Source organism: Glaciecola punicea ACAM 611 (genome assembly GCF_000252165.1).
Taxonomy (GTDB): Bacteria; Pseudomonadota; Gammaproteobacteria; order Enterobacterales; family Alteromonadaceae; genus Glaciecola; species Glaciecola punicea.
On sequence record NZ_BAET01000014.1, the window covers coordinates 39,797 to 62,761 of the forward strand.

Annotated in this window: 20 protein-coding genes; 15 read left to right on the forward strand and 5 right to left on the reverse strand. The window is 43.9% G+C overall.

From position 1 onward, the window contains the following. Window positions 1-27 precede the first annotated feature (27 nt). Window positions 28-996, reverse strand: coding sequence for an AAA family ATPase (locus GPUN_RS07120; protein WP_006004971.1), 969 nt, complete (start codon window positions 994-996; stop codon window positions 28-30). Window positions 997-1,388: 392 nt separating this feature from the next. Here GPUN_RS07120 and fadI point away from each other — a divergent pair, with 392 nt between their 5' ends. The 3 genes from fadI (at window position 1,389) to sixA (ending at window position 5,974) form a co-directional block, all read left to right on the forward strand. Next, window positions 1,389-2,699 (forward strand): acetyl-CoA C-acyltransferase FadI, encoded by a 1,311-nt coding sequence (gene fadI, locus GPUN_RS07125; RefSeq protein WP_006004974.1) that lies wholly within the window; start codon window positions 1,389-1,391, stop codon window positions 2,697-2,699. Next, a complete protein-coding gene (fadJ, locus tag GPUN_RS07130) occupies window positions 2,696-4,819 on the forward strand; it encodes a fatty acid oxidation complex subunit alpha FadJ (protein WP_006004976.1) in 2,124 nt (707 codons plus the stop codon). Before fadI ends, fadJ begins: the two co-directional genes overlap by 4 nt. 624 nt (window positions 4,820-5,443) lie before the next feature. Further along, a complete protein-coding gene (gene sixA / locus GPUN_RS07135) occupies window positions 5,444-5,974 on the forward strand; it encodes a phosphohistidine phosphatase SixA (RefSeq protein ID WP_006004979.1) in 531 nt (176 codons plus the stop codon). Window positions 5,975-6,039: 65 nt separating this feature from the next. Here sixA and GPUN_RS07140 read toward each other — a convergent pair whose 3' ends face one another. Further along, window positions 6,040-7,344 (reverse strand): HlyC/CorC family transporter, encoded by a 1,305-nt coding sequence (locus GPUN_RS07140; protein WP_006004981.1) that lies wholly within the window; start codon window positions 7,342-7,344, stop codon window positions 6,040-6,042. Window positions 7,345-7,408: 64 nt separating this feature from the next. After that, a complete protein-coding gene (locus tag GPUN_RS07145; RefSeq protein ID WP_006004983.1) occupies window positions 7,409-8,215 on the reverse strand; it encodes a cytochrome C assembly family protein in 807 nt (268 codons plus the stop codon). 166 nt (window positions 8,216-8,381) lie between these two features. On the opposite strand from GPUN_RS07145, the gene ffh reads away from it, so the two are divergent. From ffh to tyrA, 11 genes are all read left to right on the forward strand, one after another. Further along, entirely contained in the window at window positions 8,382-9,821 is a 1,440-nt protein-coding gene (gene ffh / locus GPUN_RS07150; protein ID WP_006004986.1) for a signal recognition particle protein, read from the forward strand. A 238-nt stretch (window positions 9,822-10,059) separates the two neighbouring features. Then, entirely contained in the window at window positions 10,060-10,308 is a 249-nt protein-coding gene (rpsP, locus tag GPUN_RS07155; RefSeq protein WP_006004993.1) for a 30S ribosomal protein S16, read from the forward strand. A gap of 30 nt (window positions 10,309-10,338) precedes the next feature. After that, window positions 10,339-10,869 carry a ribosome maturation factor RimM gene (rimM, locus tag GPUN_RS07160; RefSeq protein ID WP_006004994.1) on the forward strand — a complete coding sequence of 177 codons (531 nt, stop codon included), beginning with the start codon at window positions 10,339-10,341 and terminating at the stop codon, window positions 10,867-10,869. After that, window positions 10,869-11,630, forward strand: a complete 762-nt coding sequence (trmD, locus tag GPUN_RS07165) for a tRNA (guanosine(37)-N1)-methyltransferase TrmD (protein WP_006004995.1) — start codon at window positions 10,869-10,871, stop codon at window positions 11,628-11,630. The genes rimM and trmD overlap by 1 nt, the downstream gene beginning before the upstream one ends. 45 nt (window positions 11,631-11,675) lie before the next feature. Next, entirely contained in the window at window positions 11,676-12,035 is a 360-nt protein-coding gene (gene rplS, locus GPUN_RS07170) for a 50S ribosomal protein L19 (protein WP_006004996.1), read from the forward strand. 623 nt (window positions 12,036-12,658) lie between these two features. Next, a complete protein-coding gene (gene modA / locus GPUN_RS07175; protein ID WP_006004997.1) occupies window positions 12,659-13,474 on the forward strand; it encodes a molybdate ABC transporter substrate-binding protein in 816 nt (271 codons plus the stop codon). Further along, window positions 13,471-14,178, forward strand: coding sequence for a molybdate ABC transporter permease subunit (modB, locus tag GPUN_RS07180; RefSeq protein ID WP_006004998.1), 708 nt, complete (start codon window positions 13,471-13,473; stop codon window positions 14,176-14,178). The genes modA and modB overlap by 4 nt, the downstream gene beginning before the upstream one ends. 10 nt (window positions 14,179-14,188) lie before the next feature. Next, on the forward strand, window positions 14,189-15,382 hold the full coding sequence (locus GPUN_RS07185; protein ID WP_006004999.1) for an ATP-binding cassette domain-containing protein: 1,194 nt from the start codon (window positions 14,189-14,191) through the stop codon (window positions 15,380-15,382). 165 nt (window positions 15,383-15,547) lie between these two features. After that, window positions 15,548-17,086, forward strand: a complete 1,539-nt coding sequence (locus GPUN_RS07190) for an AbgT family transporter (protein WP_006005000.1) — start codon at window positions 15,548-15,550, stop codon at window positions 17,084-17,086. Between the two features lie 323 nt (window positions 17,087-17,409). Next, complete coding sequence (locus tag GPUN_RS07195; RefSeq protein WP_006005001.1) at window positions 17,410-18,498, forward strand: 3-deoxy-7-phosphoheptulonate synthase; 1,089 nt, start codon at window positions 17,410-17,412, stop codon at window positions 18,496-18,498. Window positions 18,499-18,544: 46 nt separating this feature from the next. Next, the gene (gene tyrA, locus GPUN_RS07200) at window positions 18,545-19,720 is read left to right on the forward strand and encodes a bifunctional chorismate mutase/prephenate dehydrogenase (RefSeq protein ID WP_006005002.1); all 1,176 of its coding nucleotides are present in this window, start codon (window positions 18,545-18,547) and stop codon (window positions 19,718-19,720) included. Here tyrA and pheA read toward each other — a convergent pair. Continuing rightward, entirely contained in the window at window positions 19,717-20,895 is a 1,179-nt protein-coding gene (pheA, locus tag GPUN_RS07205) for a prephenate dehydratase (RefSeq protein WP_006005003.1), read from the reverse strand. The two genes, tyrA and pheA, sit on opposite strands and share 4 nt — an antisense overlap. A 474-nt stretch (window positions 20,896-21,369) precedes the next feature. Next, window positions 21,370-21,696 carry a stress response translation initiation inhibitor YciH gene (gene yciH, locus GPUN_RS07210; protein WP_006005006.1) on the reverse strand — a complete coding sequence of 109 codons (327 nt, stop codon included), beginning with the start codon at window positions 21,694-21,696 and terminating at the stop codon, window positions 21,370-21,372. Between the two features lie 293 nt (window positions 21,697-21,989). Here yciH and GPUN_RS07215 point away from each other — a divergent pair, with 293 nt between their 5' ends. Continuing rightward, window positions 21,990-22,934, forward strand: a complete 945-nt coding sequence (locus GPUN_RS07215) for a Fe(3+) ABC transporter substrate-binding protein (RefSeq protein WP_006005007.1) — start codon at window positions 21,990-21,992, stop codon at window positions 22,932-22,934. The last annotated feature ends 31 nt before the right edge of the window (window positions 22,935-22,965 follow it).

The window sequence follows — 22,965 nt, forward strand, 5'->3', positions numbered from 1 at the left end:
GTTAGTTAATTACTCGCTCAATAATTTTCAAGGTACAGGCACCATAGCCAAAATTTTCTCTATAACGTGGTTAGCGGTAATCCCTTGTGCTTGGGCATGATAACTATAAATAAGCCGGTGCCTAAGGACGTTAGGTAGTACGGTTTGAATGTCTTCAGGGCTCACAAAATCGCGTTGATGTAGCCATGCGTGCGCACGTGCGCAACGCTCAAGGGCAATAGTAGCGCGTGGACTTGCACCAATTTCTATCCACTGGGCTAAATCGGCATCGTATTTTTCAGGTTCGCGTGTTGCCATAATCAATTGCACCAAATAGGCTTCGGCAGCTTCTGACACATGTAATTTTAATATTTCAGTGCGCGCTTCGGCAATATTTTCTCGTGTAAGTTTGGCGTGATTGTCTAATGGACTGCGCTTTTCTAATGAATTAATCGCTTCACTACGCGTTAGGGCTAGAATTTTATGTTCGGTAGCCGCGTCGGGGTAGTCAATTTCAACATGCATTAAGAAACGGTCAAGCTGCGCTTCAGGCAATGGATAAGTGCCTTCTTGTTCTAAAGGATTTTGGGTTGCCATAACTAAAAATAAAGAAGGTAGCTTATAGGTGGTGCTGCCTACCGTAATTTGGCGCTCTGCCATAGCCTCTAGCAGCGCCGACTGCACTTTAGCGGGTGCGCGATTAATTTCATCAGCCAGCACTAAATTATGAAATAGCGGGCCTTTTTGAAACACAAACTCCCCCGTTTCTGGCCGATAAATATCGGTGCCGGTTAAATCGGCAGGCAATAAATCAGGGGTAAACTGAACGCGATGAAAGTTTGCGTCTATACCGTCAGAAAGCGCGTTAACTGCTCTGGTTTTTGCCAAGCCCGGTGGGCCCTCAACGAGCAAGTGGCCGTCGGCTAGCAAGGCAATCAAAATACTTTGCGTTAAGTGCCTTTGCCCCAAAACCTGTGAATCTAAATGCTCAAGTAAGGCAGTAAATTGATTATGCATGTTTATTTCCCAAAAAGAAGAATTTGCTGTTGCTATCAGATATCGGTCTTAGTGGCAACAATTCAAGTGGTTCTTTCATAGCGTTTTTCAAATAATTGCTATTTACCAAGATGTAAGTGGCTGAATTCTAATGAACCGCTATGAAAGTGGTGAAGGCAGGCCACGCTTGTCAAACACACCCTTTGTGACCTGACTGCACAACAAAAGTTTCATCAGCATGTGCTTAATTTAGACCGTAAGCATTGGTTTGCTATTTTGTGTGAATTTTGGAATAATAGCATCTGACGTAGTGGTCAGACCAGATTTATGGCAAAAGTTTCGTGCCTATTAATTTAAGTGCTATGCTCTTAGAAAGTATTCATCGACACGATTTTCTTAACCAAGGAAGCAATATGCCCAAAACACAAATGCTGAAAACCAGCGGCGGCGATCGCATCGCCATCGTTACTGGTTTACGTACCCCCTTTGCCAAAATGGCGAGTGATTTTAATGGGGTGCCTGCAGTTGATCTCGCCAAAATAGTCGTCAACGAAATGATTATCCGGAATGACATAGACCCCGCTTTAATAGAGCAAGTCGTATATGGGCAAGTGGTGCAAATGCCGGCAGCGCCTAATATTGCGCGTGAAATTGTGTTGGGTACAGGTATGCGTGTGCAAACCGACGCTTACAGCGTATCAAGAGCATGTGCAACGAGCTTTCAGTCTACGGTGAATATTGCTGAATCTATGCTGGCAGGTAACATTGAAGTAGGTATCGCGGGGGGCGCCGATTCAACTTCTGTATCGCCAATTGGGGTGTCAAGAAATTTAGCGCAAGCTTTAGTTGATTTGCAAAAAGCCAAGACCATGGGCCAAAAGTTTTCAATATTTAAAAAGTTAGGGCTTAAAGATTTGATGCCGGTAGCCCCCGCCGTGGCTGAATATTCGACTGGTTTGTCGATGGGGCAAACCGCAGAGCAAATGGCAAAAACGCACAATATTGCGCGTGCCGATCAAGACGCACTTGCGCACCGCTCTCATACGCTTGCGGCTAAAAACTGGGAAAATGGCAATTTAAGCAATGAAGTCATGACTGCTTATGCCCAGCCCTACAAAAAGGCCTTTATATGCGACAACAATATTCGTTTTGACAGCGCATTAGATAGCTACGCTAAATTGCGTCCAGTATTTGATAAGAAGCACGGCAGCGTGACCGCCGCCACAGCAACACCGCTTACCGACGGTGCATCAGCCGTTGTTATGATGACTGAAAGCAAAGCAAAAGCACTCGGTTATAAGCCTATTGGGTATTTGAAAAGCTATGCTTTTGCTGCCATTGACGTATGGGAAGATATGCTAATGGGACCTTCTTATGCAACGCCTATTGCACTTGAACGTGCCGGCATGAATCTAAACGATTTAACGCTAATAGAAATGCATGAAGCTTTTGCAGCACAAACCTTAGCCAACATTAAAATGTTTGCCAGTGACAAGTTTGCTAAAGAAAAGCTGGGTCGTGAAAAAGCCACAGGTGAAATTGACATGGAAAAATTCAATGTAATGGGCAGTTCGCTTGCCTATGGTCATCCGTTCGCAGCAACCGGGACGCGTATGATTACTCAAATGCTAAATGAATTAAATCGCCGCGGCGGAGGTACAGGCTTACTAACAGCTTGTGCAGCCGGTGGACTAGGTGCAGCTATGATAGTGGAGACAGAATGATGAGTGCTTTTACTTTAGAAAAACGTGAAGACGGTATTGCCATTTTAACCATGGATGTGCCAGGCGAAAGCATGAATACCTTGAAAGGTGATTTTGGCGATGAAATAAGCGTCATTTTAGACCAAATAGAAAGCGATGCAGACATAAAAGGCGTGGTCATCACCAGCGGTAAAAAAGATTCTTTTGTGGCGGGCGCCGACATCAGCATGTTGTCCGCATGCGATACGGTCCAAGACGCGGAAACCTTATCTAGGCAAGGCCAGTTGATATTCGACCGCATTGAAAAAATCAGAAAAACATTTGTTGCTGCCATTCATGGTCCAGCCTTAGGCGGCGGCTTAGAGCTAGCACTTGCATGTGACTATCGTGTATGTACCGACAGTGATAAAACACAGCTTGGCCTGCCTGAAGTGCAATTAGGCTTATTGCCAGGCAGCGGCGGCACACAGCGTTTACCCGCGCTTATTGGCTTGCAGCAGGCAATGAAAATGATGCTAACGGGCAATTCTGTGCGCGCTTCCCAAGCCAAAAAGTACGGCATTGTGGATGATTGTGTGCCGGAGTCTATATTAATGGATGTGGCTGTAGGGCTTGCTGGCCAAGCGGTCAAAACGCGCACTGTGGCAAAATCCATGGTCAGCAAAGTTATTGAGAGCACTTCGTTTGGGCGTGGCATAATGTTCTCCAAAGCGCGTGAACAAACCATGGCGCAAACAAAAGGCAACTATCCAGCGCCTATGTACATAATTGATTGCATTGAGCTTGGCCTAAAAAACCGCGAAAAAGGCTATGCTACTGAAGCGAGCTTGTTTGGTAAGCTGGTGATGACACCTGAGTCGAAACAGCTTCGTGGCGTATTTTTTGCGACCACCGAAATGAAGAAAGAAAGCGGTGCGGACGGTCTTAAACCCAAGGTTATAAAAAAAATTGGTGTGTTAGGCGGCGGTCTTATGGGCGGCGGGATTGCATTTGTCAGTGCCACTAAAGCAAGCGTGCCCGTGCGTATAAAAGACATTAATGAACACGGTATTGCCAGTGCGATGAAGTATAGCTATGACATTTTAAATAAGAAAGTTAAAAAGCGCTTCATGCTGTTGTCACAAATGCAAAGACAAATGGCCAACATTACTGGGTGCTTAGATTACTCCGGCTATAAGTCAGTTGATATGGCAATAGAAGCGGTATTTGAGGATGTAAACTTGAAGCAGACGATGGTGGCAGAAATAGAAGAGCACTGCCACGAAAACACTATTTTTGCTTCAAACACCTCCTCAATTCCCATCGCCGATATTGCAGCAAAAGCCAAGCGACCTGAAAATGTGGTTGGCTTGCACTATTTTTCGCCGGTAGACAAAATGCCACTGGTAGAAGTAATAGGGCATGAAGGCACTTCGCCGCAAACCATAGCTACCACGGTAGGGTTTGCTAAACGTCAGGGCAAAACTCCCATTGTGGTAAAAGATGGTGCAGGCTTTTATGTAAATAGAATACTCGCCCCTTATATGAGTGAAGCCGGATTTTTGGCAATGGAAGGTCAGCCCATTAACGCTATAGACCAAGCGCTAGTTAAGTTTGGCTTTCCGGTAGGGCCCTTTAAACTGTTAGATGAGGTGGGTATTGATGTAGGTACCAAAATTATTCCTATACTGATGAATCAATTTGGTGAACGTTTTGCATCACCTGATGCATTTGAAAAGCTGCTTGAAAATGACAGAAAGGGCAAGAAAAACGGCTCTGGTTTTTACAAGTATTCAGGCAAAGCAAACAGCAAAGACAGCGGTAAGAAAGTGGATGAATCTGTCTACACACTCCTTGGCATAACGCCTGTCAGCAAATACACTGATTCAAGCGTGGCAGAGCGATGTCTATTATTAATGCTTAACGAGGCGGCTATGTGCCTAGAGGAAGGCGTCATTAGAAGTGCCCGCGACGGCGACATAGGCGCTATATTTGGTATTGGTTTCCCGCCGTTTAGAGGCGGTCCATTTAGGTATATGGATGAACTAGGCATAGATCACGTGGTGTCTAGATTAGAGCACTATGCAACAAGTTATAGTGAGAAATATACTCCTGCGGCGATACTGCTTGAAATGCGCGATGAGAAGCGTAATTTTTACTAATACCGTTATGCTTTGTCTTTATTGATTAAACGTTTTTAATACTTATATTGTGCGCTATTTTATAGATAGCGCATTTTTTTTACCGAAACATATTTATCTGCGATTTGCTTAAACTTATGGGGGGGGTAATCATTGCTAAACGCACGCCGTTTTTAAGCGTGTGACAAGCATTAAAAACAGTAGTGAAGTGGTGTTTTGCAATTGTAAACCCCTAAATGTGTAGTTATGATAGCAAGCATCGTTGCTAGCTTATATTCACGAAACAAGTCATATTGCCGTTAACATATAGTTTGTTAATAAATAATGCGGCTTATAAAAAGGCCGCAGACATAAGTGAAACGAGCAAAAATAGCAGCGGCACGTTTGCTCTATTACCCTATAAATTTATTTATCATGCAGCGACTGTGGTTTACTTAGTTCGGTAACAACTATACAAAATTATACAGCAGGTTAATTGACACGATATAAGCAAGATTACGAATAAACATTATATCGTCACCTCTATTTATAGGAGTGAATCAATTCACACTATGGGATAAGCCAAAGTAAACCCGCAAAGTTTATAAGCACTTTATCCGCGAGCAACAAATAACAATGAACTCATTTAAATGGTGATAAAGCGATATGCTATTAATTATAATGCGGCACGGTGAGGCGGTTGAATATGCAAAGCCAGATCGTGCTCGCAGCCTCACAAACGTTGGTGTGCAGCAAAGTGAAAATGTAGGCAGATGGTTAAATCAACATTTAGCCGGTATAAGCACATATAGTGAAATTACCGATGTAATGAAGGCTGGAAATACTAATGTTAAGTCAAGCATAGATTTAGCCTTAGTTAGTCCATATTTTCGAACGCAGCAGACATTTCGGGGTGTGGCCAAACACATCAAAGTGTTAAATGAAAAAACCACTGATGCACTCACACCAATTGCAAGTGCGCAGCAAAGCGCTGATGTAATACATGATTATGCAACCAGCACAGATGCGCCAAAGAGCATGTTAATTGTGACTCACATGCCGCTAGTGAGTCTTTTGTCGAGGCTGCTTTGTGTAAACATAAATGATCAGTATTTTGAACCAGCTGACACCTTGCTTATCGACTACAAAGGCAGCACCGCGATAGGCAAAAAGTTAGCGATGTTTCAGGGTGTATAGCCAGCGAAGGTCAGCATTATGCAAAAATTAACGTGGCCATTAGCGCTCGCATGCTGATACAGTGCTTAGCTATTGCGCTGACCGCTAACATCATCTATGGGTGCCTTGTAAAACTCAGGAATAATTCGCACCGTCTTAATCATATTGTCAGACAGTTCAATGATTTCAACCGGGTAGCCCGCTAGGCGCAAACCTACCTGTGCTTCAGGCATCTCTTGTAAAAACTCTAGAATTAGACCATTGAGCGTTTTAGGGCCGTTTATTGGAAATGCCCAATTGAGCTCTTTGTTGAGTTCACGAATGTTGGCACTACCGTCAACAAAAAAGCTACCGTCGCTTTGTTCAAGCGCTTCTTTACTATGGTCGGGTGCCACTGAGGTAGTAAAATCACCAATAATTTCTTCTAAAATATCTTCCAAGGTCATCAGACCTTGAATGTCTCCGTACTCATCCACCACCAAACCTATGCGTTCACGCTGGGCCTGCATTTTATACATAAGTGTATGCAGGGGAGTGGAGTCGGGTGTGAAAAATATTTTGCGTGCTGCCCTTAGCATTGTGGCTTTCGTAAACTGGTCTTTTGCTAATAAACGTAACGCATCGCGCACGTGCATAAAGCCTACCGCGTCATCTACGCTATCGCGATAAAGCAATACGCGGGTGTGCTGAGAATGCGTTAATTGTTTTTGAATAACTCTCCAATCATCGTTTATATCTATGGCGTAAATATCGCTACGCGGCACCATAATATCTTCCGCGGTAACTTTTTCTAAATCAAGAATACTAACTAACATTTCTTGGTGTTTCTGGGGTATTAAAGAGCCTGCTTCATATACTACGGTGCGCAGCTCCTCTTGACTTAAAGCTGTATCTGAACGACTTACCGGATTGATACGCAAAAGCATTAACACGCCGTTAGTAATCAAGTTAATTAATTTTACTAAAGGGGTAAACAAAAACATAAGAGGAATAAGAATGAAGGAGCTAGGAAAAGCTATTTTTTCTGGATACAGGGCGGCGTAAGTCTTCGGTGTTACCTCAGCAAATACAAGTATCACGATGGTTAACACACCGGTCGCTATTAAGGGTCCAAAATCGGGGCCATACAGGCGAATACACACAATTGTGGCAATAGTAGTTGCCGCAATATTAACTAAATTGTTGCCTATTAAGATTAAGCCGATTAAGCGGTCGGGACGATTAAGTAGTTTCTGCACGCGCAGGGCGCCTGCTTTGCCTTCATTAGCTAAATGCTTCAAGCGGTAGCGATTCAGGCTCATCAGACCCGTCTCTGAACTAGAGAAATAAGCTGACATAAAAATGAGTACACCCAGCACAATTAGCAGGGTAGAAGTGTCTATAGAGCTCAATTAAGCATTCCTAAGATAATGTGTGAAATAAGATGAGCATAAACGTTATGCTTGAGCGATCATGTTAAGTCAACAAGAAATCTTTTACTAGTCGGCTGCCAAAATAGCCTAGCGTGAGCAAAAATAAGCCTAAAAAGTTAAAAATAATGGTACTGCGAGCTTTTAAGCCAATAAAGTGGTGAAGGCCAATACACAGTGTGTAGCAGCACAATGCAATGCTGGACAGGATAGTTTTATGCGCATAGCCTTCTGTAAGCATATTAGGGATAAATATAAATCCGCTAACCAGTGCTAAAAACAACAACACTGTGCCTAAGCTCATAAGCTGCAATAAAATGCGTTCTACCGACTGCAGAGGCGGCAGATGTCCGCCTATCATAGTGCGACTCTTTTGCTTTAACTGATGTTTAATATAGGCTAGTTGACAAGCGTATAGCATACTTATGCTAAGCAAACCAAAGGCTACCAGCGATAGTAGTATATGGGCAATCATGCCAACCGACATCGTGACAGTAATGCCGGTGGTAGCCGGGAAAAATAGATCGATTAAGATAATGAAGGCAGATACAAAGCATACAACGGGCAAAAACAACAAGTTTCTAATAAATTTGTGAGTAATAAACATAGTGAGTGTGACTAACCAAGCCAGCATGGTGGCGACAAAAGATAGGCTCAGTTGTTCACCGCTGTGCTGCTGCGTGCTTAAAAAAAGAATACCAAGATGACCAATTAGTGCCAGCATCAGTGAAGGTTGTGCGTACTTTATAAGAGTGGAGGATTGCTTGAAAAACTGTTGTACATAAAGCGAACCAGCGCAAATATAACAGACAAGCGAAAATGCAAACGCTAAATAGGAGAGTAAAGTGCTCATGAGCGATGGACCTTTGAGGTGGGTTTCACGCGTTAATTCCTTGTGCAGCGCTGCTGCGAATTGCCGAGAATATAGTAATTATCAATAAATCTAACGCAACCGTTACGATCACGCTAGGCTTATTGTATACTGATTACCAAATTAGAAAATACTAAATTGATGATTTATGTTCCAGAATCTTACTGACCGCTTAGGTCAAACCCTAAAAAACATTAGTGGCAAAGGTCGTTTGACCGACGACAACATTAAAGACACGCTGCGCGAAGTACGCATGGCCTTGCTTGAAGCAGACGTAGCCTTGAGCGTAGTGAAAGACTTTATTGAAAAAGTTAAAACCCGTGCGCTGGGGATTGAGGTCTCAAAAAGTCTGAAGCCAGGGCAAATGTTTATTAAAGTGGTTCAAGACGAGCTCGAAAATGTTTTAGGTGACGGTTCGCAAGGCTTAAATTTAGCCGCCACGCCGCCTGCGGTTATAATGCTAGCAGGTTTACAAGGCGCGGGTAAGACCACTAGCGTCGGTAAACTTTCGAAGTATTTAACAGAGCGTGAAAAGAAAAAAGTCTTAGTAGTTAGCGCCGATGTGTATCGCCCCGCGGCTATAAAGCAGTTGCAAACCTTGTCTGAAGAAGTCGGCGTAGAATGTTTCCCATCCAACATGATGCAAAAACCGGTGGATATAGTTAAAGCTGCTATTAAGCATGCGAAAATGCAGTTTTTTGATGTGCTTATTGTCGACACCGCGGGTCGTTTGGCGGTTGACGAAAAAATGATGGACGAAATTAAGCAGCTTCACGCGGCGGTTAACCCTGTTGAGACGCTGTTTGTTGTAGACGCCATGACCGGTCAAGATGCGGCGAACACTGCAAAAGCGTTTAATGAAACTCTGCCTCTAACCGGCGTTATTTTAACTAAAGCCGACGGCGATGCGCGCGGCGGAGCAGCTTTATCGGTTAAGCAAATTACCGGTAAACCGATTAAGTTTTTAGGCATGGGCGAAAAGCTTGATGCCTTAGAGCCTTTCCACCCCCAGCGTATTGCCTCGCGTATATTAGGCATGGGCGATGTGCTTAGCCTAATTGAAGATGTAGAGCGCAAGGTAGACAAAGACGCCGCTGCGCGCGTAGCCAAAAAGATCCAAACCGGTAAAGGCTTTAATTTACAAGATTTTAAAGAACAGCTTGCACAAATGCGTAGCATGGGCGGGATGGCGTCGCTTATGGACAAAATGCCCGGCATGGGAGGCATGAGCGCGAAAGTTAAAGATCAGGCTAACGACAAGCAGTTCATTCAAATGGAAGCAATTATTAACTCCATGACCCCGGGTGAGCGCGATCGCCCTGACGTAATCAAAGGCTCTCGTAAGCGCCGTATTGCCGCAGGCTCAGGCACTCAAATTCAAGACGTTAATCGTTTATTGAAGCAGTTTATGCAAATGCAAAAAATGATGAAGAAAATGGGCGGCGGTAAAATGAAGAATATGATGCGCGGCATGGGCGGTATGATGGGCGGTGGTGGTATGCCAGGCGCAGGTGGAATGTCCGGTGGCGGCATGCCCTCAGGCATGAAATTACCACCGGGCATGGGCAATTTTGGCCGTAAGAAATAAGCAATCAGCGACGTTTTTTGGTGCTAAGCGCTTTTTACAGAGCTTAGCACTAAGTTCTTCCTTACTAGCAGCAAGCCTTCTTTATAGCGTTAATCAATCGTACGCTAGCAAACACTTTGTCTAAACTCGTTATACTGCTTGCATTCACAGGCTAAATAAGTATACTTCGCGCTCTCTTTTTCCCATCTTGAGAAGAAGGGTTTGTTAACGGTAACGTTACAACGAGTTTGAGGCATATATGGTTACTATTCGTTTACAGCGTGGTGGTGCGAAAAAGCGCCCATTTTATCAAGTGGTTGTTGCTGACAGCCGTCGTTCACGTAATGGCAAATTTATTGAAAACATTGGTTTTTTCAATCCAACTGCACAAGGTCAATCTGAGAAACTTCGTTTAGATCTTGAGCGTGTTGAATATTGGACTGGTCAAGGTGCAAGTTTGTCTGAGCGTGTTGCGCGTTTGGTAAAAGATGCAAAAGTTGCGGCTTAACGGTCCAGCTATTGTTGGTTTGGAGTAAAAATGAGTCTAGCGTCTGACATTTTGATTATTGGTTCAATTGGTGCACCTTACGGTGTGAAAGGTTGGGTCAAGGTCAACAGTTTTACTCAAAACAAAGACAGTATTTTTGATTATGCACCTTGGCACATTAGTGTGTCTCAAGGCGGTAATCAAGTGTTAAAAGTTGATCAATGGCGGTATCACGCTAAGAGTTTGGTTGCCAAGCTTGAAGGTGTTGAAGACCGCAATGCAGCTGAGTTGATTAAAAATGCGCAAATTAGCATTGAGGCATCGCAGCTGCCTGAATTAGACAATGACTTCTATTGGAAAGACTTAGTAGGCATGCAGGTAATAACCGATAAAGGTTATGAAATGGGTGTAGTTAAAGACATGTTTGAAACAGGCGCGAATGATGTAATGTTAGTGAAAGCTAAAATTAACGATGCATTTGGTCAAAAAGAACGTTTGTTGCCATTCTTACACGACAGTGTTGTGTTAAGTGTCGACAAAGATGGCAAGACCATTACAGTAGATTGGGACCCAGCCTTCTAATGAGCAGTGGTGTTGAGGCGAAGCCAGAGTATAAGCAGCGTTTTAGCATTGTTACATTGTTTCCCGAAATGTTTACTAGCTTCTTTTCACAAGGCGTTATTGGCAGAGCGGTTAAAAAAGGCTTAATAGAAGTGGCAGTGTATAATCCTCGCGATTATACCACTGACAAACATCGCACGGTTGATGATAAACCTTACGGTGGTGGTCCTGGCATGCTAATGATGGTGCAGCCATTAACAGACGCGATTGCTAGTGCCAAAGCGGCATCTAGCGAAAAATCAAAGGTGATTTACTTATCACCCCAAGGGCGAACGCTAGATTTTGACGGTGTACAAACATTGAGTCAACAAACTGACTTAGTGCTAGTAGCAGGCCGATACGAAGGCATTGACGAGCGCATAATCCAAACGCTCATAGACGAAGAATGGTCTATTGGCGATTATGTGTTAAGTGGCGGCGAACTACCCGCGATGGTGTTGATGGACGCAGTATCAAGGTTAATTCCTGATGTGTTAGGGCATAATCAGTCAGCGGTAGAAGATTCTTTTACCAGCGGATTGCTAGAATGCCCACAGTACACAAGGCCGCATACCTATGCAGGTAAAAGTGTCCCCGAGGTGTTGTTAAGTGGTAACCATGAAAAAATTAGGCAGTGGCGCCTGCAAGAGTCGTTAAAACGTACTCTTATGAAACGCCCTGATTTATTAAATAACCTAGCTCTGACTGAGGAGCAACAGGCAATATTGAAGAAATTTATATAAGCCTGCTGCAGCAAATGACAGTTACTACTAGGACGTGAGGATTCGATGGCTAAAGTCAATCAAAACATAATAAAGAAAATTGAGGATGCACAACTCAAAACTGATGTTCCAGTGTTCGGCCCTGGTGATACAGTAATTGTGCGCGTTAAAGTAAAGGAAGGCGAAAAAGAGCGTGTGCAGGCATATGAGGGCGTATGTATTGCTAAGCGTAATCGCGGTTTACACTCTGCTTTTACAGTTCGTAAAATTTCAAGTGGAGAGGGTGTAGAGCGTGTGTTTCAAACTCATAGCCCTGCTATAGATTCAATTGAAGTGAAGCGTCGCGGTGCCGTGCGCAGAGCTAAATTGTATTATCTACGAGATCGTTCAGGTAAATCTGCACGTATCAAAGAAAAACTTAACTAAATCTAATTTACGTTACCGTTAACACAAAAATGTAATATCAAGATGGAAAAAACTCGCTTATTAGCGAGTTTTTTTGTGCCTATATAAAATAGATATAGCTAAAATAGAAGGTATTAAAATATGCTATCAACGGACTTGAGATTATTTGTCAACGCTAACGGTTACGTTGCGGTCATTGCGTCTAGCTTGTTACCTGCAAGGCCACTTCTTACAAGTTACTAGCGGTAAAAGGCAGCAGTAAACTGTAAGCTGAATAAATGCGGGTTCCAATCAATACGATTAATTACGTTTGCTGGTAACCATTTTGCCATTGTTATGTCCTATTGATGCGTAGATGAATTAGGTGAGCATAGTCGTGATTAAGTTCATTGATTTTTACGTTGCAATGAATGTTCTAAGGCATACTTCAAGGGGCGACCAATGCCTTTGTGGCGTCGCTTCAGTAATATACTCTGTGTCATCTGCTGCAAGACAATAGGCCTGTGCTTATTAACTTATTAGGATTAGCTGTTACTATGTGACCTGTGTATTTATCTAAATAGGCAGCTGTCAACCTTGGTATTAGCCGAGTATTGTTGTAGTGTTCGCATACGATTATAATAGGGAAGGGTTGCTGTTAGTATATGATGCGCAAGGTCAAAATTATCAGTTTTATTTTTGTTTTACTGGCAATTCTATTTGCCTGCAGCGACGCGACCAAACCAAGTGCCAGCGATAAACGGGAAACATCTTCTTTAACAATCGCGGTTGCTAGTAACTTTCATTTTCCCTTATCAATCTTAATTGCAGAGTCGCCGTTTTGGTCATCGCAGCCTATCGATCTGGTAGTGGGCTCTAGCGGTACTTTGTTCGCTCAATTGTCAAACGGAGCGCCTTTTGATTTGTTCTTTTCAGCGGATACTCAGCGGCCTATTGCCTTAGAAGAAAATGAATTAGCCAGCGCTCGGCAAAGCTATGCTCGCGGCAAGTTAGTGTTGTTTCCTGCGCCGCAATGGTTAGTTGAAGGCTTAAATAGCACCAATACGCTTGATATATCAGGCAAGCTTGCCATTGCAAACCCGCAGCTTGCACCTTTTGGCAGCGCCGCAAAAAACTACATTGATAGCTTGAATAATTCAGCGTTTGTGTTTACACAATTAGTGCTAGGGGCAAATGTGATCCAAGCTTTTCAATTTGTAGATTCTGGCAATGCCCAAGTAGGCCTGCTGGCTGAATCTGTTCTGATCAATGCATTAATTAATCTTAAAGATCCTAAGTATAGTGACTACTTTGTGCTGCCTAGCGAGCGATACCCACCTATTATTCAAGACGTCGTTATTGCTAATTCATCGAGTCGCAAAGAGCATGCACAATTATTTATAGATTTCGTAAGGTCACAAGACTCACAGCGAAAACTTGCTAGCCTTGGCTATTTGCCTATAAATGAGGCGAGCCAGTGAGTGCGCTTTTAGAAAGCTGGCCTGCAATATGGCTAACCTTAAAGCTAGCCACGATTACGGTGGTTATTTTATTACTCATTGGCTTACCGTTTGCTTGGTGGCTGGCGCATTATAAAGGCAAGTTAAAGCCTTTTTTTGAGGCCCTTGTGGCGCTCCCCTTGGTGCTGCCGCCCACCGTTTTGGGTTTTTATTTGTTAACTGCGTTTTCGCCTAACTCATATCTAGGAAGTCTGTGGATTACGATCACGGGCGAGCAGTTTATTTTTAGCTTTAATGGCATATTGTTTGGTTCAATTATTTATTCATTGCCCTTTGTCATACAGCCTCTGTTAACGGCTTTTAGCCAACTGGGCACTCACGTAAAATTAACCATTAGCACCCTAGGTATTTCGCCTATACGAGGATTTTTATTTATTATTCTGCCTATCATTCGCCCCAGTATAATCAGTGCAGCAACATTAGGTTTTGCGCACACGCTAGGGGAGTTTGGGTTGATTTTGATGATAGGCGGCAATATCCCCGGCAAAACCCAAGTGGTGTCTATTGCATTGTTTAACCAAGTAGAATCGCTGCAGTATGAGCAGGCGCATGCACTTTCTATGTTTTTGCTGGTGATTAGTTTGGTTAGCTTAACGCTGTTATATAAATTTAATCGTCAAGCGCGTTTATTTTCCGCTCAACAGCGCCACGGTGCATTACTGTGAATATAAAGCTGTGAATATAAAGCTGTGGCATAAAATTAAACTATCGAAACATCAAGAGCAGGTGTTTGAAATGGAGGTCACCATTGATGATAAGCATAAAATTGTCGGTATGTTCGGAGAGTCTGGCGCAGGTAAAACAACCATGCTTAAAGTCATGGCTGGCCTCGTTAACGCAGCACAGTGCACCATGCATCTACCCATGCACTGTATAAATACAAAAGGGCGCTACAATCCATGTGTCTATATAGGCGCCGACAGTGCTTTATTTGACCATTTGAATGTGGCAGAAAACCTCACGCTAGTTATTCGACACAGTGAAAGTCGTCAGTCCAATTCTTTAGACTTAGATGAGGTGCTTGGTTTATGCGGCATTTCGTCGCTTATGTCAAAAATGCCTTGGCAACTATCAGGCGGCGAAAAACAAAGGGTATGTTTTGCGCGTGGTTTGTTAACAGGTAAAAAATTGCTTTTACTCGATGAAGCCTTCTCAGCACTTGACTGGAAACTGCGGCAAGTCATGCATCAGGTGCTGCGAACACTCGCAAGCAAAAACGGTTTTCGCGCAATTATGGTGAGTCATTCTTTAAAAGAATTGAGCCTGTGTGCCAGTGAAGTCATAGTCATAGAGCAGGGCGCGGTGCTTAATCAAATGTCGATCAAAAGCGCTGTTGATTATCAAATAGGCAGTACTCAAAATGTTGAGGTTAATAAAGCTGATTACTTTTGCGCCGTGAATGGAATATTTAGCCATATAGACGATCAAGACAGCTCATTGCAGGTGTGGTTATTAAGCAAATCTGAAGCGGTCAGCGAAAGCCAAAACAACGGCCAAAACAAAAGCAAAGACAAAAGTAGAGTCCAGACGGATGCGTGCAGGCTTTACGTAAAAGTGCCGAGCGTGAACAGTGCCGAAATGAATAATAACCAATTTGTCAGCGCACTGCTGCTTCCACAAAAAGGTGAGCCACGTAGTTTTGCGTTAAACGCCAATCAGTTAAGCGTATCGCGCCACGACAACAATCAAACGAGTATGGTCAACTGCTTCCCCGTGTGCATTAGCAATATCATTGAGAACACCACGGGGGTAGTGGTAAGCGGCAGATGGCATGGGCAGGTATTTCATTCCTTAATTACCATAAAGTCGTTTCAAACGCTTAATATAAAAGTAGATGAAAAACTTTATTTTGTGTGCAAAGCTTTGTAAGTTTCCTACTTAGCGCCATCAATAAAATTACTATTGAACTGCAAAAAATACTTAGCCAATCCTTTTTAAACATTGTTAATTTTTATTACACTGCTATATTTAGGCCCCTAAAAGCAATAAAACCTTAAGCATTCCAACAATAACAACAACATGGAGCCAGTGGCTATGCAGCAAGCAAAATCCACTTGGGCAACTAGAGCCCTTGATAAAGTAGAAGTAGTCGGCAACAAACTACCCGATCCCGCCATTATATTTTTCTTATGTTTACTCGTAGTATGGTTTTTGTCCGCCATAATGTCGCAGTTTGCGTTTGACGCACTCGACCCTCGCACTGGCCAAGCGGTGGTCATTAATAATCTGCTCACGGGTGAATCTTTAGCTGACTTCTTGTCGCGCATGGTGACTATATTTACTGGGTTTGCGCCTCTTGGCGTGGTGCTTGTGGCAATGTTAGGCGTAGGTGTTGCAGAGCACTCTGGTTTTATCAGTGCGGGTTTAAAGCGCATGCTCGACTCAACGCCTCGGACTTTTTTAACGCCTATGGTAGTGCTGGTGGCAATTGTCAGCCATACCGCCACCGATGCAGGCTATGTATTAGTTATTCCACTGGCCGGCGTCATCTTTTACGCCATGGGACGCCATCCCCTTGCTGGTATAGCCGCTGCCTTTGCGGGCGTCAGCGGTGGGTTTTGTGCAAACTTCATTCCTTCAGCTATCGACCCTTTACTGCAAAGTTTTACCCAAGAAGCCGCGCGTATTTTAGATCCTAATATTCAAATTAACCCGCTTAACAACTGGATATTTAACTCTGCATCGTCATTTTTAGTAGTGGGTATCGCCTGGTATTTAACCGATAAAGTGATTGAGCCGCGGCTTAAAAATGTTGAAGTTGATGGCGACTCTAACGAAATTCCCAAGTTTGAAGAGTTAGATCAAAAGCAGAAAAAAGCTTTAAGAGCGGCATCACTTGCCATGCTTGCAGGTATTGTGGTGCTGGTGCTAGTACTTGTTCCTGAAACCTCGCCTATGCGAGACAGCGAAGGCGCGCTAACGTCCTTCCAAGCGCCTATTATGCAGTCGATAGTGCCAATTATATTCCTACTTTTTTTATTGCCCGGCGTGGTTTACGGCTACATGGCTGGTGTGTATAAAAGCACCAAAGACATGATAGACAGCATGACCAAAGCAATGAATGGTATGAGCTACTACATTGTAATGGCGTTTTTCTGTGCGCTTTTTATAGACGCGTTTGGTAAGTCTAATTTGGGCGTGCTCCTAGCAATTGAGGGTGCAGGGATGTTACAGGCGCTGCAGCTACCTTCTATGGTGACTATTGTAGGTATCATTTTTCTGACCGCTTTCGTCAACTTATTCGTGGGATCTTCTTCCGCTAAGTGGGCGCTGTTAGGGCCTATATTTGTGCCTATGCTGATGGAACTTGGTATTTCACCAGACCTTACTCAAATAGCTTATAGAATAGGCGACTCGTCGAGTAACATTATTACACCGCTTATGCCGTATTTTCCCTTAGTAGTATTGTACTGTCAGCGCTATGTGAAAGGCACCGGTATTGGTACATTGCTATCGTTAATGCTGCCCTATAGTATTTGCTTGCTGCTAGCGTGGACCGTGTTTTTACTCATTTACTGGTCTTTAGGCATCCCCTTAGGTATTCAGTCAAGCTACATATATCCTGCTGCTTAACACGCGCTAGTTGAATAAACGGTAAAATCATGAACTTGTGAAAAGTAGGCGCTTAACGACATAATACTCGTTAAGCGCCTTTTTCTTTGGGTTTCGACGCTTTTTACTTGCTCATTACAAGCAAGTTTGTTAAAACAAATGAAACGTTATGCTTAATCTTCATAGGTCTTTCTCAAAGTCTTATTTAGTAGTGCAAGTCAGCTAGCCAGCTTAAGCGCTTATTGATGCGTATAATAATAGCAATAGCCCTTGTGTAACCAAGTTCAATAGCAAGCTAGTCCATGCTGCTACCTTTATTTAACACATAATTTAAGAAAACACACATGCAAAAAGACACCGTCAATAATCGTCACATTTCATCAGAACAAGTTCTAATCACGCCACAGCAGCTTGCACAAGAAATGCCCGCTACCGAAAAAGCACTTGCTTATGTGCGCTCAGCAAGGGGCATCATTTCCGATATTATTCATCGTCGTGATCATCGTTTATTAGTGGTGTGCGGACCCTGTTCAATTCATGATATTAAAGCAGCAAAAGAGTACGCTTTGCGCTTAAAAGAGCTGCATGAATTGAATAAAGACACCTTGTTTATTGTGATGCGCGTGTATTTTGAAAAACCACGGACGACGACCGGCTGGAAAGGCTTAATTAATGACCCGCATATTGATGACACCTTCGATATTGAAACAGGGCTTCGCAAAGGACGCGATTTACTCAACTTTTTAGCAGAATTAGAACTGCCCGTTGCCACCGAGGCTCTTGATCCTATTAGCCCGCAGTACCTAGGCGAGTTTTTCAGCTGGGCAGCTATCGGCGCACGCACTGCTGAGTCACAAACCCACCGAGAAATGGCCAGCGGCTTGTCTATGCCGGTGGGCTTTAAAAACGGCACCGACGGCAGTTTGAGTATTGCCATTAACGCGCTCAAGTCGGCCGCATCGGGTCATAGCTTTATGGGTATTAACCGTGAAGGGCAGGTTAGTATTATAAAAACCGAAGGTAATCCCGATGGCCATATTATTTTGCGTGGCGGTAAGCAGCCAAACTATGACTCAGTCTGCGTTGCTGACTGTGAATCTTCATTGCAATCCCAAGGCGTAAAATCGTCGTTAGTCGTTGACTGCAGCCACGCTAACTCGTCAAAAGACTACAGGCGTCAAACCTTGGTAGCGCAAAATGTGGTGAATCAAATTTTAGAGGGAAATCAGTCTATTATTGGTATCATGTTAGAAAGCCATTTGCACGCGGGCAATCAAAGTTCAAACGGTAAGAAAGTTGCGCAGCTTGAATACGGCGTTTCAATTACCGACGGTTGCATAAGCTGGGAAGATACCTATTCACTCATTCATGGGGCCCGTGACAAGCTCATCACCGTATTGCCCATGCGCCAACAAAAACACGACCGTGCTTGAAACGGTCTGTTTAATAAATATTTGCATAAAAAGGCCACGCAGCTAAATGAGTCAAGATCGCTTTGAAGACAATCGCAATAACGAAAAGCTTAGCGCTTTACTCACCGGGTTTAGAGATGAGATTGATGCCTTAGACACCCAGTTAGTCGAGCTTCTCGCGGCGCGCCAAAAGCTCACTCAATCAATTGGGGTTGTAAAACGCGCCAACAGTATGCCTATTTACGTACCCCAACGCGAAGCCAGTTTAATTGCCAAGCGCAGAGAACAGGCAGAGCATATGGGTGTGTCGGGCGATTTGATAGAAGACGTGCTGCGCCGCGCGATGCGAGATTCGTATTATTCGCAGCATGCAAACTATGCCAAAACCAACCCTGACATTCATAAAGTGGTGATTGTAGGCGGCAAAGGCGCTTTGGGTAAAGTGCTGGTGACACTGTTTCAAAGCAGTGAGTACGAGGTTACTATTATTGAAAAAGATAATTGGGATAAGCGCGCCGAACTGCTCAACGGCGCAAACTTAGTCATACTTTCTGTGCCTATTAATCAAACTATTCGTCTTATTGAAGCGCTACCGCCGCTGCCTCAAGACTGTATTTTGGCCGATGTTACCAGCGTAAAACAAGCGCCTCTTGCAAGTATGCTGGAGCAACACAGCGGGCCGGTAGTAGGCCTGCATCCTATGTTTGGACCAGACGCACCAGGCATGATTAAACAAGTGGTGGTGGTATGCAACGGGCGTTTGCCGTCGGCTTACGCATGGTTCATCGCGCAAATGGAAGTATGGGGCGCACAAATTCATCAAACACAGGCTAAAGTGCACGACAAAGCGATGGCTTTTATTCAGGTAATGCGCCATTTCAACAGCTTTGTGTATGGTCAACACTTGCAGCAAGAAAATCCTGATTTAAGTGAGCTTATTGCGTTTAGCTCGCCAATTTATCGACTTGAATTAGCCATGGTCGGCAGGCTGTTTGCGCAAGCACCGTCTTTATACGCCGACATTATTTTTAACGACAGCGATAACATTGCCCTGCTAGAGCGATTTCACGAACGCTTTGGCGATGCCATAAAGCTTTTAAAAAGCCAAGATAAAGAAGCATTCATCGCGCGCTTCAAAGACGTCGAAAACTGGTTTGGTGAATATGCTTCGCAGTGTTTAAAAGACAGTAAGCAAATGCTTTTAAAAGCAGACGATGGTCGCCTGCTGCGCAAAAACGTTTAGCTTAATGCCTTGCTCGCTGCTATTCGGGTAGGCGAGACTTTTTCAACTGGGTAGCAGCCTAAGACCTTGAAATAACGCGTCATACCGCGCAGTTTATCAAAGGCTGTTTGCATAGGGCCGTCTTCAGTATTGCCTTCTACGTCAACATAAAACATCTCTTCCCATGGATTGCCGTTGATAGGCCTTGATTCAAGCTTGGTTAGATTAATATTATTTTCTTTCAACACCAGTAGTACGTCACAAAGCGCCCCTGGCGATTGCACTGTAGACATTATTACCGTGGTTTTCGCCGGCACTTGTAAAGGCACTTTTATGGATTGACTCGCCACCACTATAAAGCGGCTGTGGTTTTCTTTTTGATTGGCTAAATTAGACTTTATCGATTTAAGGGCGTAAAAACCGCCGCTTTCTTCAGAGCCTATTGCTGCGGCATGAGGTGAGGCTAATTCACTTACTTTTATCATAGCGTCGGAAGTAGAGTCGCAGGTTTTCACCTCTACATTGCCAAACTCGGCTAAAAAATGGCTACATTGTGCAAATACTTGAGGGTGTGCATATATCGTTTTAATATCTATGTTTTGCGCCCCATCATGTACTAGTAGCGCGTGCTTTATAGGATGAGTCAGTTCACCTACAATATTCAAGCGGGTGTGCTGCAACTGGTCATACACTTCATTAATACTGCCTGAGCTGGTGTTTTCTATAGGTAACACGGCATAGTCAGCTTCATGCGTTTCTACTTTTTCAATAATTTGAGCGAAGCTTTTACAGCCAATTTCAACCAATTCGCCGGGCCTGCGCGAAAAATATTTTTGCGTAGCCAAATAACTATAGGAGCCTTTTTTACCCAAAAAGGCAACACGGTTTAAGGGCAAGCGAGAATCGGGATTAGCCCATTCGTGCAGCATCGCCTGCTGCTGTAGCACCGAGTCCTCAATAATGACTTGGAACAGGTTGGTAATAAAATGAGGGTCAAGACCAAACTCTCTGCCTTGCTTGATTAAACGCACAAGCAGTTGTTCTTCTCGCGTTTTGTCGCGCACCGATATTTGATGCTTCACTTTAGTTTCTGCTACCTGCGCGGTGAGTTTTTGGCGCTGTGCGATGAGCGCGAGAAGTTCACTGTCGGTTTTGGTTATTTGCTCTCGGATTGAAGCTAAGACATCTATTGACACGTGTTTTTTCCTGAAGTAGTAGTAGTGCTCAATTGCTCAAATAACAAACAATCTTGCGTGCCTCCCATGGCAATATTTCGCCTAAAAGGAGATCCCCATATGCGCCTCGCGGCAAGTAAAGTATACGTTGACACTGCAATGTAAAAAACGAGGGCATCACTGTCAATGAATTATTCGATTTATCTTATGCCTGTTCTAGCAATCTAGACAGAATTGCGCGTACTTCGTCCGAATCAAAGGGCTTGTTACATAAGGCATTTACGCCTGCTTGCTGGAGATTAGTCATGTTTATACTGCCGCTCGCCTCCGAGGTAACCATAAGGATGTGTGTGGTGCAGGGATTAAGGAAGGCCTGCCGCGCTGTTCTGTTCTTTTAAATACTTTAGAATATCAAGGCCGCTGCCGTCAACTAAATACATAGAGCTGTCCACGACGTCGACATCGTTTTGGTCGATCACTGCTTTTGCCTATTGACTAACCGCCTGCCAGTTTTACCTTAAACCCTCTGTTTTCCAAGATGCTTTTTAATTTTTCGCGTACGTCTCCCTGTATTTCTATGATAAAGCCTTTCACACTGCCGCCGCAGCCACACTGCTTTTTAAATTCGCTGCAAAGGGCTTTGAGTTCGCTTGGCGTCATCTCAAGACCTTCAATTGTGCTGACCCCTTTGCCTTTTCTGCCTTTAGTGACGCGCTTGAGCCGCACAATGCCATCGCCCTTCGGTGCTTGGCCCTTGGCTTGACTGTCGTTTGTCTTAATTCTCCCTAGGTCGGTCGAATATACTAATCGTGAATCGTTCATAATGACGGTGTGTCCTTAAGTGTAAAATGCCGTACAAAATAGATGCCAAAGTGCAAAGTCACAATCTATCTTCGACAATTACTAAATAAAAGTAAACCATTCGCTATTTTATTTCGTTCTCGTTATACTCGCTTAATCTTAGTGAGAACTATTATCATTTAATAGCAAAGGAGCTCTTTATTAACACTTCAACTATCAATTCAGTATCGCTTAAACTGTTCAGCATCAAACCATTAGTCTGTATAGCGATTTTGCTGTGCGGTTCGCTGCAAGTTTTCGCACAAGAGGTGAACGTGTATTCGGGTCGCCAAGAAGCATTAATAAAGCCCTTGCTTGATAAATTTACGCAGCAAAGTGGCATAGCGGTTAATTTAGTCACCGGTAAGGGCGACGCCCTATTGAGCCGTATAAAGGCCGAAGGACAGTTTACCGAAGCCGACGTTTTGTTAGTAGCCGATGTGGGACGCTTAGTGCGCGCCAAAGATATGGGCTTAACCCAAGCCATTGAGTCTGCAGACGTGACAGACGTTGCCAAAAAGTATTGGGTAGAAGAAACTAAGCAGTGGGTTGCTCTAACTAAACGTGCACGACCTATAATGGTCAGAAAGGGTACGTTTGACGATGCGCCTATTACCGGCCTAGAGCAGTTGGTCGGCACTGAGTTTATTAACAGTATTTGTATTCGCTCGTCTAGCAATATTTATAATCAGTCGATGGTGTCGGCGCTGATTGAAATTTGGGGCGATGAGAAAACCTTAGCGTGGGCCAAAGGCATGGTGGCTAATTTTGCACGCTCCCCTAAAGGCGGCGATCGTGACCAAATAAAAGCGCTCGCAGCGGGTGAATGCGACGTGGCTATTGCTAATACCTACTATTTAGGCGGTATGTTAACCAGTAAAGATGAAGACACGCGCCAAGTCGCGCAGCAGATAGAGGTGGTGTGGTATGATCAGGGTGAAAATGAGATGGGGGTGCATGTCAACGTGTCAGGTGCCGCTATTACAAAATATGCTAAAAACAAAGAAAACGCTGAAAAACTGTTGGCGTATATGCTCACCGAAACAGCACAAAAATGGTACGCAGAAGTCAATCATGAATACCCCGTGATTGAGGGCGTTGCCGTAAGTCAAGAACTAGCTAGCTTTGGTGAGTTTAAGGGTCAGACAGTACCGCTTACCAAAATAGGCGAAAATAATGCCAAAGCCTTAATGCTGATGGACCGAGCCGGCTGGAAATAAACATTAAGCTGTGCGTTTTCGCTATTTTTCT

Coding starts and splice junctions, on each gene's coding strand:
- GPUN_RS07120 (WP_006004971.1), bottom strand. CDS start 996: ATGCATAATCAATTTACTGCCTTACTTGAGCATTTAGATTCACAGGTT.
- fadI (WP_006004974.1), top strand. CDS start 1,389: ATGCCCAAAACACAAATGCTGAAAACCAGCGGCGGCGATCGCATCGCC.
- fadJ (WP_006004976.1), top strand. CDS start 2,696: ATGATGAGTGCTTTTACTTTAGAAAAACGTGAAGACGGTATTGCCATT.
- sixA (WP_006004979.1), top strand. CDS start 5,444: ATGCTATTAATTATAATGCGGCACGGTGAGGCGGTTGAATATGCAAAG.
- GPUN_RS07145 (WP_006004983.1), bottom strand. CDS start 8,215: ATGAGCACTTTACTCTCCTATTTAGCGTTTGCATTTTCGCTTGTCTGT.
- ffh (WP_006004986.1), top strand. CDS start 8,382: ATGTTCCAGAATCTTACTGACCGCTTAGGTCAAACCCTAAAAAACATT.
- rpsP (WP_006004993.1), top strand. CDS start 10,060: ATGGTTACTATTCGTTTACAGCGTGGTGGTGCGAAAAAGCGCCCATTT.
- rimM (WP_006004994.1), top strand. CDS start 10,339: ATGAGTCTAGCGTCTGACATTTTGATTATTGGTTCAATTGGTGCACCT.
- trmD (WP_006004995.1), top strand. CDS start 10,869: ATGAGCAGTGGTGTTGAGGCGAAGCCAGAGTATAAGCAGCGTTTTAGC.
- rplS (WP_006004996.1), top strand. CDS start 11,676: ATGGCTAAAGTCAATCAAAACATAATAAAGAAAATTGAGGATGCACAA.
- modA (WP_006004997.1), top strand. CDS start 12,659: ATGATGCGCAAGGTCAAAATTATCAGTTTTATTTTTGTTTTACTGGCA.
- GPUN_RS07190 (WP_006005000.1), top strand. CDS start 15,548: ATGCAGCAAGCAAAATCCACTTGGGCAACTAGAGCCCTTGATAAAGTA.
- GPUN_RS07195 (WP_006005001.1), top strand. CDS start 17,410: ATGCAAAAAGACACCGTCAATAATCGTCACATTTCATCAGAACAAGTT.
- tyrA (WP_006005002.1), top strand. CDS start 18,545: ATGAGTCAAGATCGCTTTGAAGACAATCGCAATAACGAAAAGCTTAGC.
- yciH (WP_006005006.1), bottom strand. CDS start 21,696: ATGAACGATTCACGATTAGTATATTCGACCGACCTAGGGAGAATTAAG.